The organism is Methanogenium marinum (assembly GCF_028912405.1).
Taxonomy (GTDB): domain Archaea; phylum Halobacteriota; class Methanomicrobia; order Methanomicrobiales; family Methanomicrobiaceae; genus Methanogenium; species Methanogenium marinum.
This window is the reverse complement of the sequence record NZ_JAKELO010000002.1, coordinates 436,466-450,430: the sequence shown is the minus strand read 5'-3', so window position 1 is coordinate 450,430 and position 13,965 is coordinate 436,466. Positions and strand designations below refer to the sequence as shown.

Below are 13,965 nucleotides of genomic sequence, written 5' to 3'. Positions count from 1 at the left end.
CAGGTATGATTCCGGAAGAACAGAAGGCAGAACAGATTATAACCCTTTTTCAGGGGTTATATGGTGCCGTCGAGTGGTGGCCGGGCGACCCTGAAGAGGTAATTATTGGTGCTGTTTTGACCCAGCAGACCCGCTGGGAGAATGTTGAGACTGCACTGATTCGTCTGCGGGAAGCAGGCATGTGTTCTCTCGCAGGAATTGTCGGCGCCTCTGACCAGGCCCTTGAGGACGCAATATACTGTACTGGTTTTTACCGGATAAAACGTGTTCGGGTAAAATGCCTGGCGTCCACTATTCTGTCCTGTGGCGGGATACCTTGTCTGAGGGAATATTCAACGCCCCGTCTGCGCGCCTTTTTTCTTGCGATAAAGGGGGTCGGACCAGAGACTGCGGATAGTATTCTTTGTTACGGATTTAACCGTCCGGTCTTTGTTATTGATGCATATACCCATCGGATTTGTGGATGTGCTAAAATTTCCCGGACCGGTTCCGATCTGCAGGCACTCTTTCAGGGTCTCCTACCTGATGAATTCCAGGCCCATCGGCAGTGCCATGCCTGGTTTGTTGAATATGCAAAAAATTACTGTGTAAAAAAGAGGTGTGAAGAATGCATGATACTGAATTTTTGAATGTTGGAACGCGGCTTCATCAGGAAGGACTGGTGGCGTCGGTATTTGGGAATCTTTCCCGGCGTGTGGCAGGCGGATTTGAAATTACCCCGACAGGTTCGTTTCTGGATGTCCCTGCAAAACCGGTCTTTGTCTCAGACGAGGGAGTTCCGGGAGCTGGTGCATCCAGTGAATATCGTGTCCACCTGCAGGCCTATGGGAGAACAGATGCAGGAGCAATTGTCCATGCGCATCCGCCATATTCGGTGGCGCTGTCACTCTCCTGTGATACCATAATTCCTGCTGATAGTGAAGGACAGATGCTTTTACCAAAGATTCCTGTTGTTGAGGGTGTTCCGGGTACGGATGAGCTTGCAGAAAATATTGCCGCCGCTCTGGTCACGTCCCCTCTCGTCATTGCGCGGGGCCATGGCACTTTTGCACGGGCAGAATCGCTTGTGGATGCATATATTCTGACAGCTGTTGCCGAACATGCCGCACGGATACTGGTTTATTCCGGCGGCCTCTGATTTTTGAGGCTTTGAATCTCCCGCCTGAGTTCCTGCTGGTTTGCAAGCATAATGTCGCTCAGGATGCCGAACATAAATACCTGCAATCCTCCCATGATGAGAAGTGTCGTGAGGATGGTTAACGGGATATGCTCAATGCCTCTCAGCCATTCATAGAGGACGTAGATGGCGGTTACTGCACCCAGAATGGAGATGACCCCACCAATCATTCCAAAATAAAACATAGGGTTGCTGCGTCGTGCGAGGCGGTAAAGGGTTGAGATTATTTTTGCCCCGTCATGGAGGGGCCGGAGTTTTGTGGCTGTTCCCGGTCGCTTCACATAATGAATCGGGACAACTTTTATTTTTTGCTGGTTGCGGACAGACTCGGATGCCATCTCTGTCTCTATTTCAAATCCGCTTTCACAGAGGTTCATGCGTCGGATGCTTTCAAGGGTGAATGCACGGTATCCGGAGAGGATGTCGGCCAGATAACGGCCATGAGCCATCCGGAACAGATCATTGATTATTTTATTGCCAAAGAGATTGAGCAGGGATAGTGCGCCTTTCTCCGGGAACTCCAGTCTGTTTCCGATGACGTGGTCGCATCCGGTAAAAAGGGGTTCCAGCATCAGTTCCGCATCTTCCGGGAGATAGGTCATATCCCCGTCCAGCATCAGGATATACGGGGCCCGGAAGTGCTCAATGCTCTCGATGATTGCATTTCCCTTTCCGCGTGAGTGCTGAAGCACCACCTCAGCACCTGCTTTTTCTGCTATTTCTGCAGTCCTGTCACTACTGTTACCGTCCATTACGAAAATGTGGGAATATCCCTTGTCCCGAAACAGGGATATGAGTTCTCCAATTGTCGGCTCTTCGTTTAGGGTCGGAATAAAGATACAGACCTGACTGCGGTCGATAACCATGGTATATAGATTGTACCTCCACTCTGTTATAGCCTTGAAGGTTTTGGTGATGCCCTGTACGAAAAATCAGTGGTTATGTCCCTGGCGTTTTAGTTCATCTGATTTCTTTATTGAACATTCTTCACACCTGAATTCCGGTTCCGGATCATCTGAGCGGTCATAGGACTCTGCCCTGACCAGTCGGTATCCCCGTGTTACTTTTCCGCAGTCAACACAGCAGATATTCTCTTTTACTTCCCACTGCGCGTCCAGTGTTTCTGATGTGAAGATAAAACGATCAACCCAGAAGAACATGAGGCCGCCAATCAGGTTCGCCACAATCGCTGCCACAAGGGCACCCGTTGAAGCCAGTATGATGCCTACTCCTGCAAGAATTGGCGTGGATAGCTGCCATCTGATAAGATACAGCCCATACCGTTTGAAATTTACCTTCATTGCGGAAATTTTGGTATTGAATGTATATGAATCTCTTTTTAGAGGAAAGATTATGCCTGCATGGAATCTCGTGATATCACGGAATTGGTCGATGTTTTGATAATGTCCACTCTGATGCTGTCCCCTGGGTGAATAAAGCCATCTGAAAGGTCTATTCGCAACAGCTGGTTATAATTCCATGTTTCACTACATCCTCCGGCTCCTTTGAGGTTTTTTACCCCGTAATGTGCAGTGGGGATGAATTCATGGGTATTGAGTGTCTGAATGGTGCAGGGGAGTAGTATATCATTGCAGTAAATCTTTGCGGCGAGTTCCTGATTTTTGTAATTCTTCTTCACTACATTTCTCAGGAACACCTGACTTTCATATGTCGGAGGTGAACTCGTGATGGAGGTGATGCTGAAGATAACCGGTGGTTCGGTATATTCCCAGTCAAAATCAGGTATATGCAAAGATAACAGGAGAAGAATTGATAAGATGACCGTAATTGCGACAATAAGGAGGGTTCCTGTTACCTGCGATGTTGCGCACTCGCGCTCATCTTTCATACGGTAGTTAAAGAAAAAAGAGGCGAAAAATGTTTCTATTTTTCTTCAAACTCCTCGATGGCAAGCTGGTACATCCAGTCGAGGAGCATAGGGCAGACAAGCACTTCGCACTCTTCTTCGCAACATATGCAGGGAATAAGTTCTCCCCCTGCAATTAGAAGCGCCGGGTCTACTGCCGGTTTTTTTGCTTTCAGGAGATAGGTCCTCTGGCCCTCTCTCCTGTATTCAATCCGTTCGATTTTACCATCGTCAAGAAGTGCTTTTACGACACGCGAGCATTTTCTGCTGTCGATTTCAAGCGTTTTCCAAAGTCCACTCTGGAGTACCCCCTCCGGATGTGACTGAATTTCTCTGAGAGCTATTTGTGCAAGATCTGTCATTGTGCCAGCCTTTCAGAGGACGGGTGCTATTGTCAGAATGTTGCTTCCCCTGATAACAACAGTCCCCAGTGTCCTTCCTCTCTGGCCGTTTGTATATTCGCCTGTCTGGTCCATCTGAATATTGAGGTGCTCGTCCACTGCGACAAGCCGCCCCTGAAGTATCCGCTGATCGTCTTTAATTTCAACAGTAATCTGAGAATCCACGAGAGCGAATACTTTCTTGATAGGGAGGACTATACTGTTTACCATCTTCATTTAAGTGGTGTTATAATATAGTTAAACTTTTCTTTGATCCATGTATGGCAGGATGAGAGAATCCTTTCTCTTTTGCCTGCCATGTGGGAACCTTCCCATTCACGATTTGATCATATCCGGATGGTATTTACTGCTTTTTCATGCATGATTCTACTGATTCAATGACATTTTTGCTGCCCACGTAAATTGGCGTGCGGTGATCCGGTTTTGTTGGTATAACAGTGAGGAGATCCTGTGTGCCGTCGCTGATTGCCCCGCCTGCCTGTTTTGCAATGAACCCGATGGGGTTTCCTTCAAAGACCAGTCTGAGTTTTCCTTCCGGTTTTCCCTGAGCTGCCGGGTAACAATAGACACCGCCATATGTCAGAATCTGGTGAAAATCAGCGACAAATGAACCGGAATATCTCAATTTTCCTCCATTTTGTTCGCAGAGTGAGATGAAATCATGGTGGCCTGAAAGCCATTCATTCCGAATGCCACCGCTTCCGAAGAGCTTTCCCTCGGGTATCTGAATATTTTCTTTCAGGAGCACAAATGTCTCTTCTGAATTTAAGGCAAAGGTGAATACACCGTTTCCTACCGTTATGGTAAGAACGGTCATTGGCCCGTAGAGCATATACATAGCAACCGCGAGATCTTCTCCCTTCTGGAGGGCATTTCCTCCCCGGTATATGCCGACAATCGTACCGACGGCGAGATTAACCTGAATCAGTGACGATCCGTCAAGTGGGTCCATTACCACTGCGTAATCACCCTCTGCATCGGGGAAACGGACGATATCTGGCTGTTCCTCTGAAGCGATCTCTTTTACAAAACCGGATTTTCCCAGGACAGAGATGATGTGGGTGTCTGCCCATTTGTCAAGGGCTGCCTGTTCTTCCCCATAGGTATTCTCTGTTCCTGCATACGACTGGTTGTCAATAAATGCATCCCGGATGGGAATGGACTGATACGCGATGAGCTCAATGAGGTCTTTAAGCTGTTTTTCACATGCAGTCCCATCGAGGTATTGCCGCAGGGTCTTCATGCATCGTGATATATCTGCAGTGGTAATTATCCGTTCCCCTATTGCCGGAGATTAAATGTCATTGCTGCTACCGCTTCCTGGGTGCACGTTTCCGATATTTTGGCCTTGTTTTTTGTAGGTGAACTCAATTACGCCGTTTTTATATGTCTGGGTGAGGGTATTTTCTGCTGCATCTTCAACCGGGTATGCCGCGCGGTAGATGATGCCATCTGCACGTGCAGCAAGGTAGATTATCCCCCTCTGAAGAGTGTACCGGATATCATCCGGGGTTGTGCCCGGAAGATCTGCGGTGATGGTCACACTGTCCTGGTGTTCCTGGCGTTCAAAGACCGGTTCGCGTACAACCGGTTTTTTCATCTCCCCCTGTTCTGCCAGATCCATGCCTTTCGGCAGACTTGCTGCAGCGATGATGATATTGATTTCTCCGGGCTGCATCTCACCTGCCTTCATCGCCTCTTCAAAGAGTCTGCGTATCAGTTCTGTGTACTGATTAATCCGCTCGTCCGGTTCTTCTGCCATACTATATTTCTCCGTCTCAGGTTTTGTTCAGGATTCCAGAAGGCCTTCAAGGGCCTCTGTCTGTTTTTTTATTGCCGGGATGTCTTTTTTTGTCTTCCCGAATGTGGCACTTCTGAGTGTTTTTCTGGCTTCCTGGACTGCTGCATTGTCCTGGTGCCCGAATCCTGCACGGGTGAGGGCAGACCCTGCCTTTTCCAGGACTGAGCGGTCTTCTTCATTGTAGATGAAGCTCCATGCAAGCCGTTCATTCTTCTCAATGGCTTCCTGGTCAAGAGTTGCCTTCACTTTCTTCATTGCATCTTCGAAGTGCTTTTTTGTTACCCGCACGTTTGCGAGAGCATCGCTGCGTTCATTGTCGTTCCTTTTTGCCATTGCCATGATGAACTCCCGCATTGCGCCGAGTTTCGCTTCCCTGATGAGTGCCTCGATATCTGCACCAACGTATCCTTCTGTTGCGTCAACCAGTGCCTCTGTGTCGACATCACCTGCAAGGACGGATTCATCCCCATCCATGTACACGGCAAAAATTTTCCTGCGTGAGTCTTTGTCGGGTGAAGGCACATAAATGATCCGGTCAAACCGGCCGGGGCGCATCATCGCATCGTCAAGCATATCCGGCCGGTTTGTCGCACCAAGGATGGTGACATTGTTCAGCTCTTCGAGCCCGTCAAGTTCGGTCAGAATCTGGCTGACCACGCCCTCGGTGACGTGGGACGAACCCTCGTAACTGCCCCGTCGCGGTAACAGTGAGTCAATCTCATCAAAAAAGATGATTGACGGTGCTGCCTGGCGTGCCTTCCGGAAGATGTCACGGATGCCCTTCTCTGATTCACCTACCCACTTTGAGAGGAGTTCCGGCCCTTTTATGGAGATGAAGTTGCATTCACTCTCATGTGCGACTGCTTTTGCAAGCAGGGTCTTACCTGTTCCCGGTGGGCCGAATAAGAGGATGCCGGACGGTGGCCGTGTGCCGAGCCGTTCGAATACCTCCGGATACTTCAGTGGCCATTCAACCGCTTCGGTGAGTTCGGCTTTGATGTCCTCAAGGCCGCCCACATCATTCCAGGTAACTTCCGGAATCTCAACGAGTACCTCACGCATGGCAGATGGCTCAACATTTTTACGGGCTTCATCAAAGTCTTCCTTTGTAACCCGGAGGGTATCGAGAATTTCAAGCGGAATCTCCTCGTCCATCTGGATGCCGACCATGCTCTTGCGCAGGGCATGCATCGCAGCCTCCTTCACGAGAAGTGCGATGTCTGCACCGACAAATCCGTGGGTAGCTGCTGCATAGGGTTTCAGGAACTTCTTTCGCTTTCGTTCCTCATCGGTGCTTCCTTCCCCCTCTGCCACATGATCTTCTTCGGTGAGGGTGACAGATTCAAGGTCAAGGGGGACACCACGGCTGTGGACCTGGAATATTTCCAGTCGTCCCTTCTTGTCCGGGATGCCAATTTCAATCTCCCGGTCAAACCGGCCTCCGCGCCTGAGTGCGGGGTCAATATTATCCGGCAGGTTTGTTGCGGCAATGACAATGACCTGGCCTCTACCCTTCAGCCCGTCCATGAGGGAAAGAAGCTGCGCTACCACCCGCTGTTCAACCTCCCCTTTTGTCTCTGCACGTTTGGGGGCGATTGAATCGATTTCATCGATGAAGATGATCGTTGGTGCATTCTCCTGTGCCTCCTCAAAGACTTCCCTGAGTTTCCCCTCGGATTCACCGTAGTACTTGCTCATTATTTCAGGGCCTGAGAGGGTGATGAAGTGCGCATCCACCTCGTTTGCAACCGCTTTTGCAATTAAAGTCTTACCTGTTCCCGGTGGGCCGTAGAGGAGCACACCCTTGGGCGGTTCAATCCCAAGGCGCTCAAATATCTCCGGGTGGCGTAACGGAAGTTCGATCATCTCACGCACCTGGTCAAGTTCACGCCCGAGTCCGCCAATGTCCTCATAGTGGATGTCAGGAATATCTGATGTCTTCTTCCCTTCCTTTGGGCTGTATGGTTCTTCTTTCAGTTCCACTTCAGTGTTCTGCGTCACAATGCCCACGCCCTTTGGAGAGAGTTTTGAGATAACAAAGGTGAGCGTAGTGCCAAGGAGGGCGACGCGGAACTGTTGGCCTTCGACGACCGGCCGTCCGGCAATTATCCGTGCAAACGACTGTTCAAATCCGCTGAGACGAACCGGGTGTGTGGGTTGGATGACCACTTTCTTCGCCTCGTGCACCTCAGCCTTCCGAATCTTTACTTTCTCGTCAATACCCACGTGAGCATTGCCCCGGACATTCCCGTCAATGCGGATGATGGCCCTTCCGCGGTCTTCCGGAAATCCCGGCCAGATGATGGCTGCGGCCTTCTCGCGGCCGCATATCTCAATCACGTCACCGCTCCGCAGTCCGAGATTGTTCATTACGTCTGTGCTGATGCGTGCAATGCCGCGTCCGGCGTCTTCATGTGCTGCTTCTTTAACGGTAACTTCTACGGGTGATGTTTGTGTCATAATGAGGTGTCTCCGGTTATATTTACCAATAGTAAAGGTTCGATAATATAAAAACTTTTGTGCTTAACGTACGAATTGACATGCTGTGGACATGTCTGTCTGGGATACAAAAAGGTATTGTGGACGGAGTAATTCCTGGCATATTTTCGTGTTTTATGCATTTTTACGGAGTAATGGGGGATATTTGTGAAAATGAACTGAGATTCAGAGAAAGGGAGAAGGTAAGGGCAAGAGTAAGGACGAAGAGTAAGGGAGGGAGGAGCCCCCATCCCTGCAGACTTTTCCCCAAGTGTGATTGGCCATATCGGGGAGTGATGGTGGGTATTGTGCCTGTTTTTATAATATTTTAATTTGTTGAGATTTCTGAGATTTTTGTGTGTTCTGCACCTTTTTCCTGCAGAGTAATATTTAGAGGGGAAGGGTTTGATAAATGGAATAAAAATGGAATAAATGGATGGGCATACCCGTCCAGTCTGGTGAAGACCTGAGGGTATTATTGGGCTGTATTTAGGAGATTATTGGGTTATTTATTGGGTAAATACTTCAAATCCAGTCGTTCTGAGAATATGAAATATTCTGCTTCAGTCACGACTGCATCAAGCGTCCGGTCAGTTGGTTCATGGGGTATCGTATCACATTCCTGCACGGCGAACGCGATACCCACGGTAGGGAAATGGGTGTGCTGTGCAAGAAACCGGTCATAATATCCCGCACCATATCCGATACGGTTGCCCCCGGTATCAAACCCGAGAAGCGGAATCAGTGCTACCTCAATCTCAGCAGGGTCCGCCGGGATTTCATTTCCGAGAGGTTCGGGCACATCAAAGGTGCTTGGTACCAGTACATCCGGAGTTCTGATATACGAAAGCCGGAGACTGCAGTCCTCACGCTGGATGATAGGGACGATGACGTTTTTTCCTTCCTCAAGCAGTGCGGAGATGAGTGGCCGGGTATCGACTTCCGGTGGTTTCGATGAATAGACAAGGATTGTCTGATAGGGGCGTAAAATATTCAGGAGACGTCTGGTTATCTCAACGCTATCTGCAGCATACTGTTCCGGTGGTATTTCTTCTCTCCGCAGATGCAGAGTCTGGCGAAGTTGCTCTTTGGTGGATACGATTGGGTTCATGGTGTGTTTGTGTCCTGTGCTGTTTTTTTTGGGAGTATTCCTGAATGATTCTGGTGAAATGGTTTTTCCCTTTATTGTCTTTTATTCAAGCAGGCGAATTATCTCCCGCATTTCTTCGATGTGATACTGACCTTCTGCTGTAGGTGTGCCGAAGTGGCAGTATACCATCTCTGATCCAAAAAGACCGGTAAGAACCCTGCCAAACCTCAGTTCCGTTCCCATCGTTCCGGTGGATACCGGGCCTTCGGTTGCGGCAGTGATGGCGAGCAGGCGCAGCAGATCTTCTTTTGAATGGGGTGTCGTGATTATTTTTGGAATGTCGCCATACGCTCTGAGGCTCTTTTCACAGGCATACAGCGTATCGGTATCGGGTGTGTCGGGCAGGTGAAGGGATGCGATGACACCAACCCCGCGCGTTTGGACCTCATGAGCATATGCAGAAAACCGCTGTTCGATGTCAATATATGCCGCATACAGACACCATGGTTCAACAATCTTCCACCACTCTGCCGGACTGCCGGTAAATTTTCCTCCTTCAGCACTGCTCCTGAGTGTTATGATAAAAGGAACGTCATCCCTTTGGCAGACCTCTTTTGGTTCTGCGTTAAAGAGATCGATGCGCAGTTCAATATAATCCGCCCCGGAATCAGCAGCTGCATCAATATCTGCTGGGCGTGTCAGGGCAACAACCGTCTTCATAATTGTCTTCCGCCTGTACCGTTTTGTGCCTGGGCAGTATTAGTATGTCTGGCGTGCATCCGGCAGGGGATGCCGGGATTGAGAGAATTGAAACCTTCAAATGAGTTTGGCCCGAACATATATACTAACTGGTGATTTTTTGAACGTAAATTATGGTGGATTTGTTCCAATTAGTACTGTTGACTGGAGAGGGCGGTCGGTCTGTACGGTATTTCTGCGTGGATGTCCGGTTCACTGCCATTACTGCCATAATCCGAATATACAGACAGGATCAGACCTCCGTCCTGTGGATGAGATTCTTGATCTGATTCGTTCATCCCGGATGCTCATCTCAGGGGTGATTTTTTCCGGCGGCGAACCAACGATGCAGAAAGATGCGCTGATTGCGCTCGCTGAAGGGTGCCGTGCAATGGGTTTAAAGGTCGGTGTCCAGACAAATGGGGTGTTTCCCGATACTCTGGAGGCACTTATTGAACGGTCACTTATTGACCTTGTTCATCTGGATATCAAAACACGATGGGAACATTATCCCAAACTTCTGAAAGTAAAACCCGAGGTAACAATAAAAGTGCAGCGTTCACTTGCCCTTTGCCGGGAGGCATATCTCGCAGGAACGCTCTCAGAGTTTCAGGCAGTGGTCACCCTCTTCCCGGGCCGTGAAGATGATGTGGCATATATCTCCCGTGAAGTGCCTGATGTTGACTTTGTATTAAATCAGGGCGTTTCCGGGGATATCACTCCCCTGTCGTTTAATGAACTGAAAGGTCTTGCAGATAAAATACAGCGTCCTGTACGCATACGCACGCGGGATGATGGTGAAGTTACCTATAAAAACGGTCAGATAATCATCGCTGATTCTTTTGTCTTGACAGATATTCTGCAGGCCCGCCGTAAATACTGAATTGAGGATATAAAATATATGAGAGTAATTGGAATTGTCGGCCTTCCCGGAAGTGGCAAAGGCGAATTTTCGCGTATTGCGGAAGATCTAGATATCCCTGTTGTGGTGATGGGGGATTCAATCCGTGAATATGTCCGTACATCGGGGCAAACCCTGTCTGATCTATCGATGGGAGAAGCTTCAGCACAGCTGCGTGCAAAGATGGGGCGTGATGCAATAGCACAACTTACCATTCCTCGTGTGGAGGCGTGCGGGACAGAGGTCGTCATTATTGACGGCATACGCAGTGAAGCTGAAGTCGTGCTCTTCAGAAGACACTTCCCTGATTTTTATCTGGTAGGGGTTGCCTGTCCCGATGCGGTGAGGCTGGAACGAATATTCTCCCGTGGCAGGGAGGACGATGTTGTCTCGGCTGCTGAACTCATTGCACGTGACAAGCGGGAACGCGGCTGGGGACTGGATGCAGCGCTTGGTATGGCAGATGTGACCGTCATGAATGATGGGACAATAGAGGAGTATGGGACTGCAGTGCGGGCACTGCTTCGTCAGTGTCTGGAGGAACGTGCATGACACTTCCGCTCTATTTCGCCTCCTCCTCCAAGGTGTGGTCATCACCGGAGTGGGTCTATGGTATTGAAGAGTGTGGGTATGATGGCTGGGAAATTTCTGCTGATGGCAATTATCGGCTGGACAACCCAAAGGCGTTTGCCAAAATTGTGGAGATTATTGAGACAACAAATCTTGCCATCAGCGTCCATGCGCCTTTTACCGATCTCAATATCGGGTCTCTGAACGATCCCATCTACTGCGAATCTATCCGGCAGATGCAGATATGTGTCACTAAGGCAGCAGAGATAACAGACGTTGTAACGATTCATCCGGGCTATGTCTCGCCTCATGGGCGTCTGGTGCCGGATAAGGTCTGGAACCTCCACAAGGAGGCACTCCGACAGATTGGAGCAACAGGTATTGATACCGGGGTCCGCGTCTGTCTCGAGAATATGCCAAAAATTCCGGATTTCCTCTGTATGGAAGCAGATGAACATTATGGGATGATTGAGGGTGTGGACGGTATCTATGCAACAGTTGACCTTGGGCATGCAAACACCACTGGTCAGGTGGAAACCTACCTGAACCGTATTAATACCGTGACACATATGCATATCCACGACAACCACGGACGTTCGGATGAACATCTTGCCTTGGGACAAGGCACCATTGACTGGGATGATGCAGGCGCCCGTATCAGTGCTGCATACCACGGTATCTGTGTCGTGGAAGGTCGCAATCTGGACGAAGCAGTTGTAAGCAGAGACGTTTTCAGGAGGTGTTTTCAATAGCAGGTGAAACGTTGCAGGTCTATTTCCTTGGAACGGCGGGGGCCCTCCCTACGCCGAACCGGAATCCGGCATGTATTATGATTCGGCGTGGGGCAGATTCCCTGCTCTTTGACTGCGGTGAGGGGGCGCAGCAGCAGATGATGCGGGCGCGGACTGGTTTTACGGTTGATGCCATCTTCATCTCGCACTGGCATGCAGACCATTATCTGGGAGTTCCCGGGCTGATTCATACGCTCTCATTTATGGGCCGGACAGAACCGCTCACCATATACGGCCCCCGCTGGGTGGACGAGTTTGTTGACGGCATCCTGAAACTTGCTAAGAAACCTCCTGGTTTCAGGCTGGAAGCCCATGCCCTGAATCATGGGGATGTGGTACCATTCAAAGGTTACAAGATCCGTGCATTCTCTGCTCAGCACGGAATTCCGGGGCTGGGGTATATCCTTGAAGAGGATGCACGCCCGGGCAGATTTAACCGTGAAGAGGCAATCCGGCTTGGTGTGCCGGAGGGGCGTCTCTTTGGGAAACTTCAGCGCGGAGAGGATATCACCATAGAAACGGATGGGGTGGAGACCGTTGTGGCCGCAGACCAGGTGGTTGGCCCCTCGCGTCCCGGACGGAAAATAATCTACACCGGTGACACGCGTCCAAATGTGCGCTCCTGGCTGGGATGGGGCATGGATGCTGATCTCCTTATTCATGATGCCACCTTTGACGAGAGTGAGAGAGACCGTGCACCCGAGGTGTTTCATTCCACTGCAGCAGATGCTGGGATGGTTGCAGCCCAGATTGACGCTGCCCGTCTCGCCCTTGTTCATACCAGTTCTCGTTATACCAATACGATAACGCATATACAGGATGCAGGGGAACACTATTCAGGGCAGGTGTTTGCGCCTGTTGATCTCGAAATAATTGAAATACCATACCGGAGCTGATAAAAAATGACAGGGGAAGGTGATGAAACTGGAGCTACAGATATCCACCCGAACCCGTCTGTTTTTAACCGGGTTCATTGCTCTGTTAATATGTGCGTTTGCCGCAAGCGCCGCCGGTATCTATCTCGGTTCAGCACGTGACGTCATCTATCTTCTTCCGGGACTGATGGTCATGGTACCCCCGTCCATAAATATGCGGGGGAGTATATCCGGCGTGCTTGCATCCCGCCTCTCCTCATCGATGCACCTGGGGGCATTTGAAGTAGAGTTTTCCCGTGATTCTGTGCTGGGATCAAATCTTCGGGCATCTTTTTTATCAACGGTAATAATTGGATTCTGGCTGGGCCTCATCGTCTCCGGCATAAGCGTTGTATTTGGCATTGAGGGTCTGAGCGCTATTGATTATGTGGTCATCTCGGTTGTGTCCGGCATTATTTCAGGGCTCATTGTAATGGGTATCACGCTCCTCGTGGTGCTTGTCAGTTACCGCTTTGGTCTTGATCTCGATATGATCGCGGCACCTACTGTGACAACAGCAGGAGATATTGTCACTCTGCCTGTTCTTGTCATAACAACCCTGTTCTTTGTTACTCTGGCACCTTTTTTGCTCAATGTCCTCTTTGTTGCTGTGCTTCTCGTGAGTGTTGCCTGTGTTGTCTATTCCGTGTACCTTGATGAACCGGTATTTGAGATAAACCGTGAAATTCTGCCGCTTCTCCTGATTCTGTCCTTTGTCGGAACACTTGCAGGGCTGACATATACGCTTGATCTGGAACAGCTCATCGAATTTGCCGTGTTTTTGATCATCATTCCGCCGTTTACCGGGCTTTGTGGTTCGATTGGAGGGATTCTCTGTTCCCGGCTCGCAACAGGTATGCATATGGGTGAAATTGATGTGAAGGTGTATCCTGAACGGACGGTGCTGGAACAGTTTGGCGGATCATATATCTATGCACTGTTTGTCTTCCCCCTGATTGGCCTGATTGCCCAGGAGGCATCTCTTATTATGGGCATATCATCCCCCGGCCTTTTTGTGCTCATGAGTATCTGTACCATATCCGGTTTTGTTGTCATAACGATGGTAAATCTGATTGCCTATGCAACTGCAGGATTGTCCTTCCGGTACGGACTTGACCCGGATAATTTCGGCATTCCGGTGATAACAAGTACAATAGATCTGGTTGGTGCGGGTATCCTTGTCGCCGTTATTAATATACTCATATAAGGATATACGATAATATCAGATACGACAAAG

Annotated in this window: 17 protein-coding genes; 7 read left to right on the top strand and 10 right to left on the bottom strand. The window is 49.6% G+C overall.

Annotated elements, in window-relative coordinates; genetic code table 11:
* The first annotated feature begins 5 nt into the window (after nt 1-5).
* Nucleotides 6-629, top strand: a complete 624-nt coding sequence (locus L0665_RS02575; RefSeq protein WP_274924150.1) for an endonuclease III domain-containing protein — start codon at nt 6-8, stop codon at nt 627-629.
* The gene (locus tag L0665_RS02570) at nt 608-1,138 is read left to right on the top strand and encodes a class II aldolase/adducin family protein (RefSeq protein WP_274924149.1); all 531 of its coding nucleotides are present in this window, start codon (nt 608-610) and stop codon (nt 1,136-1,138) included. The genes L0665_RS02575 and L0665_RS02570 overlap by 22 nt, the downstream gene beginning before the upstream one ends.
* Here the strand turns inward: L0665_RS02570 and aglJ are convergent.
* The 10 genes from aglJ to L0665_RS02520 form a co-directional block, all read right to left on the bottom strand.
* Entirely contained in the window at nt 1,120-2,043 is a 924-nt protein-coding gene (gene aglJ / locus L0665_RS02565; RefSeq protein ID WP_274924148.1) for an S-layer glycoprotein N-glycosyltransferase AglJ, read from the bottom strand. The two genes, L0665_RS02570 and aglJ, sit on opposite strands and share 19 nt — an antisense overlap.
* 66 nt (nt 2,044-2,109) lie before the next feature.
* Complete coding sequence (locus tag L0665_RS02560; protein ID WP_274924147.1) at nt 2,110-2,478, bottom strand: hypothetical protein; 369 nt, start codon at nt 2,476-2,478, stop codon at nt 2,110-2,112.
* A 50-nt stretch (nt 2,479-2,528) separates the two neighbouring features.
* A complete protein-coding gene (locus L0665_RS02555; protein WP_274924146.1) occupies nt 2,529-3,026 on the bottom strand; it encodes a hypothetical protein in 498 nt (165 codons plus the stop codon).
* Nucleotides 3,027-3,061: 35 nt separating this feature from the next.
* Nucleotides 3,062-3,406, bottom strand: a complete 345-nt coding sequence (locus L0665_RS02550) for a helix-turn-helix domain-containing protein (RefSeq protein WP_274924145.1) — start codon at nt 3,404-3,406, stop codon at nt 3,062-3,064.
* Between the two features lie 12 nt (nt 3,407-3,418).
* On the bottom strand, nt 3,419-3,655 hold the full coding sequence (locus tag L0665_RS02545) for an LSM domain-containing protein (RefSeq protein WP_274924144.1): 237 nt from the start codon (nt 3,653-3,655) through the stop codon (nt 3,419-3,421).
* A gap of 133 nt (nt 3,656-3,788) precedes the next feature.
* Entirely contained in the window at nt 3,789-4,688 is a 900-nt protein-coding gene (locus tag L0665_RS02540) for a class 1 fructose-bisphosphatase (RefSeq protein ID WP_274924143.1), read from the bottom strand.
* A 51-nt stretch (nt 4,689-4,739) separates the two neighbouring features.
* A complete protein-coding gene (locus L0665_RS02535; protein ID WP_274924142.1) occupies nt 4,740-5,207 on the bottom strand; it encodes an Hsp20/alpha crystallin family protein in 468 nt (155 codons plus the stop codon).
* A gap of 27 nt (nt 5,208-5,234) precedes the next feature.
* Nucleotides 5,235-7,706 carry a CDC48 family AAA ATPase gene (locus L0665_RS02530; RefSeq protein WP_274924141.1) on the bottom strand — a complete coding sequence of 824 codons (2,472 nt, stop codon included), beginning with the start codon at nt 7,704-7,706 and terminating at the stop codon, nt 5,235-5,237.
* A gap of 523 nt (nt 7,707-8,229) precedes the next feature.
* Nucleotides 8,230-8,835: a 5-formyltetrahydrofolate cyclo-ligase gene (locus tag L0665_RS02525; RefSeq protein ID WP_274924140.1), complete on the bottom strand. Its 606-nt coding sequence runs from the start codon at nt 8,833-8,835 to the stop codon at nt 8,230-8,232.
* Nucleotides 8,836-8,916: 81 nt separating this feature from the next.
* Complete coding sequence (locus L0665_RS02520) at nt 8,917-9,534, bottom strand: type I 3-dehydroquinate dehydratase (protein ID WP_274924139.1); 618 nt, start codon at nt 9,532-9,534, stop codon at nt 8,917-8,919.
* 139 nt (nt 9,535-9,673) lie between these two features.
* Between L0665_RS02520 and L0665_RS02515 the strand changes: the two genes are divergently transcribed.
* The 5 genes from L0665_RS02515 to L0665_RS02495 are packed head-to-tail and all read left to right on the top strand — an operon-like array spanning nt 9,674 to nt 13,935.
* Nucleotides 9,674-10,435, top strand: coding sequence for an anaerobic ribonucleoside-triphosphate reductase activating protein (locus L0665_RS02515; RefSeq protein WP_274924138.1), 762 nt, complete (start codon nt 9,674-9,676; stop codon nt 10,433-10,435).
* 18 nt (nt 10,436-10,453) lie between these two features.
* The gene (locus L0665_RS02510; protein ID WP_274924137.1) at nt 10,454-11,005 is read left to right on the top strand and encodes an AAA family ATPase; all 552 of its coding nucleotides are present in this window, start codon (nt 10,454-10,456) and stop codon (nt 11,003-11,005) included.
* The gene (locus L0665_RS02505) at nt 11,002-11,775 is read left to right on the top strand and encodes a sugar phosphate isomerase/epimerase family protein (protein WP_274924136.1); all 774 of its coding nucleotides are present in this window, start codon (nt 11,002-11,004) and stop codon (nt 11,773-11,775) included. The genes L0665_RS02510 and L0665_RS02505 overlap by 4 nt, the downstream gene beginning before the upstream one ends.
* On the top strand, nt 11,772-12,710 hold the full coding sequence (locus tag L0665_RS02500) for a ribonuclease Z (protein ID WP_420847040.1): 939 nt from the start codon (nt 11,772-11,774) through the stop codon (nt 12,708-12,710). Before L0665_RS02505 ends, L0665_RS02500 begins: the two co-directional genes overlap by 4 nt.
* A gap of 22 nt (nt 12,711-12,732) precedes the next feature.
* Nucleotides 12,733-13,935, top strand: a complete 1,203-nt coding sequence (locus L0665_RS02495; RefSeq protein WP_274924134.1) for a magnesium transporter — start codon at nt 12,733-12,735, stop codon at nt 13,933-13,935.
* The last annotated feature ends 30 nt before the right edge of the window (nt 13,936-13,965 follow it).

What these genes read in the sequence shown, in the direction of transcription:
- L0665_RS02575 (WP_274924150.1), top strand. Translation starts at nt 6, where the DNA reads ATGATTCCGGAAGAACAGAAGGCAGAACAGATTATAACCCTTTTTCAG.
- L0665_RS02570 (WP_274924149.1), top strand. Translation starts at nt 608, where the DNA reads ATGCATGATACTGAATTTTTGAATGTTGGAACGCGGCTTCATCAGGAA.
- aglJ (WP_274924148.1), bottom strand. Translation starts at nt 2,043, where the DNA reads ATGGTTATCGACCGCAGTCAGGTCTGTATCTTTATTCCGACCCTAAAC.
- L0665_RS02560 (WP_274924147.1), bottom strand. Translation starts at nt 2,478, where the DNA reads ATGAAGGTAAATTTCAAACGGTATGGGCTGTATCTTATCAGATGGCAG.
- L0665_RS02555 (WP_274924146.1), bottom strand. Translation starts at nt 3,026, where the DNA reads ATGAAAGATGAGCGCGAGTGCGCAACATCGCAGGTAACAGGAACCCTC.
- L0665_RS02550 (WP_274924145.1), bottom strand. Translation starts at nt 3,406, where the DNA reads ATGACAGATCTTGCACAAATAGCTCTCAGAGAAATTCAGTCACATCCG.
- L0665_RS02545 (WP_274924144.1), bottom strand. Translation starts at nt 3,655, where the DNA reads ATGGTAAACAGTATAGTCCTCCCTATCAAGAAAGTATTCGCTCTCGTG.
- L0665_RS02540 (WP_274924143.1), bottom strand. Translation starts at nt 4,688, where the DNA reads ATGAAGACCCTGCGGCAATACCTCGATGGGACTGCATGTGAAAAACAG.
- L0665_RS02535 (WP_274924142.1), bottom strand. Translation starts at nt 5,207, where the DNA reads ATGGCAGAAGAACCGGACGAGCGGATTAATCAGTACACAGAACTGATA.
- L0665_RS02530 (WP_274924141.1), bottom strand. Translation starts at nt 7,706, where the DNA reads ATGACACAAACATCACCCGTAGAAGTTACCGTTAAAGAAGCAGCACAT.
- L0665_RS02525 (WP_274924140.1), bottom strand. Translation starts at nt 8,835, where the DNA reads ATGAACCCAATCGTATCCACCAAAGAGCAACTTCGCCAGACTCTGCAT.
- L0665_RS02520 (WP_274924139.1), bottom strand. Translation starts at nt 9,534, where the DNA reads ATGAAGACGGTTGTTGCCCTGACACGCCCAGCAGATATTGATGCAGCT.
- L0665_RS02510 (WP_274924137.1), top strand. Translation starts at nt 10,454, where the DNA reads ATGAGAGTAATTGGAATTGTCGGCCTTCCCGGAAGTGGCAAAGGCGAA.
- L0665_RS02505 (WP_274924136.1), top strand. Translation starts at nt 11,002, where the DNA reads ATGACACTTCCGCTCTATTTCGCCTCCTCCTCCAAGGTGTGGTCATCA.
- L0665_RS02495 (WP_274924134.1), top strand. Translation starts at nt 12,733, where the DNA reads ATGAAACTGGAGCTACAGATATCCACCCGAACCCGTCTGTTTTTAACC.